Genomic DNA, 1585 nt, shown 5'->3' with positions numbered 1-1585 from the left:
CCCTGCTGATTTCAAGTCAGCCGCCTTCGACCACTCGGCCAGCCCTCCGACGGCAATCAATTATAATGAATTCTGGTAGAATAAGCCAACGAAATGAACTTGACGAGAAGATAAAGAAAAGATGAAACGGAAGCGGGGGTGTCGTTGATGAAGTGGCGTAACACCGCTCTTTTCCCGGCGATAATGGCCATGGTTCTTTTCATGGGATCCGTCGCCGTCCTTGCCCAGGACTCCTGCGGCGTGCCGGGTGAACTGAAGGTGATCATGACCGAGGCGAAATGGGAATTTGACCTGAAGACAGGCCGCCTTTCAGGCGAGGCCACCGTCAGGAATGTCTGCGATGGGGATGTCATTGCCCCGGGTATTTCGGTGGGCATCTTTGGGACGACGGGAGAGATGGTGAACAACATCGCCCAGAGGGGCACCGAGCCCAGGTTGGCCCCGGGCAAGTCCGTCAAGGTGGAGTTCCATATCGACCTCAAGGAGGCCCCGGCTTCGCTTCTTTTCATGCCCTTCGAGGGCATGGCGAGCACTTGAGGCTGATTTCCATCCCGCGTCGCGGGGTTTGATCTTGCCATTCTGAATTCCGAAGTACTGACTCTTGCTGACGAGAGAGGGAGTTGCTTCTGAACTGCCCTCATCCCGGATTTGTTTACGCCCTTGCTTTTCCAAAGGAGGTTGATCCCATGAAAATGGAAGAGATCATAGAGAAATACCTTTGCTCTCCCTCCGTGGTGGCCGTAGCCGGCGCCTCGATGAAGAAGGAAAGGGCTGTTTACGGCGTCATGGATTACCTGAAGGAGAAGGGCTTCAGACTTTACCCCGTCAACCCCTCCTCGGCGGGTGAGAAAATTCAGGGTATCCCCTGCCTTGGCTCCATAACGCAGATCGGCGAGAGATTCGATATCCTGGCTCTTTTCGTATCGCCCGAGCGGCAGCAGCCCGTGCTGGACGACCTGGGGAAACTGGACTACAAGCCCGTCGTGTGGATGCAGCCCGGGGCCGAGAACGACGAGGCCGAAACCGTGTTAAGGGCCGAAGGTTTCGAGGTGGTGAAGGGTGCCTGCCTCATGATGGTCCACGAGGTCTATTGCGGCTGATAGAACAAAAAACTCACATCAGGAAACCAGAACGCGTAAAGGTATTGACCTTTGGCAAAAAGGGATGTATCCTTTGTGCGTAAATTAGGTTGGCCTAATAAAAAATAGATTCGAGGCGATTTCGATGACAGAAAGACAGGTCTACATGGATCATTCGGCCACGACGGCCGTCGATCGCGATGTCCTCGAAGCTATGCTCCCCTATTTTTCGGAGGAGTACGGTAACCCTAACAGCCTTCACGCCTGGGGGAGAGGGGCGCGGAAGGCCGTCAGTGAGGCCAGGGGGAAGGTCGCTGCCCTTATCGGGGCCGACGCCTCCGAGGTGATATTCACCGGCGGGGGGAGCGAGGCCGATAACCTCGCCATCAAGGGCGCCACTTCCATGAGGAAGGACAAGGGGCGCCACGTTATAACCACCGCCATCGAACACCATGCCGTGATGGACGCCTTCGGCTGGCTCGACAAGCAGGGTTTTGAGGTCACTG

General features: G+C 56.0%; 3 protein-coding genes. All 3 read left to right on the top strand.

What is annotated here, in order from left to right; all coding sequences use genetic code 11:
* Nucleotides 1-147 precede the first annotated feature (147 nt).
* Nucleotides 148-537 carry a hypothetical protein gene (locus GX108_05760; GenBank protein NLO56543.1) on the top strand — a complete coding sequence of 130 codons (390 nt, stop codon included), beginning with the start codon at nt 148-150 and terminating at the stop codon, nt 535-537.
* A gap of 149 nt (nt 538-686) precedes the next feature.
* On the top strand, nt 687-1100 hold the full coding sequence (locus GX108_05755) for a CoA-binding protein (GenBank protein NLO56542.1): 414 nt from the start codon (nt 687-689) through the stop codon (nt 1098-1100).
* A gap of 124 nt (nt 1101-1224) precedes the next feature.
* A partial coding sequence (locus GX108_05750; protein NLO56541.1) for an aminotransferase class V-fold PLP-dependent enzyme occupies nt 1225-1585 on the top strand: 361 nt, incomplete at its 3' end.

The sequence above is a fragment of the Thermovirga sp. genome (assembly GCA_012523215.1).
GTDB lineage: Bacteria > Synergistota > Synergistia > Synergistales > Thermovirgaceae > 58-81.
The sequence above is the reverse complement of the archived record's forward strand: the minus strand, read 5'-3'. Positions and strand labels throughout refer to the sequence as shown.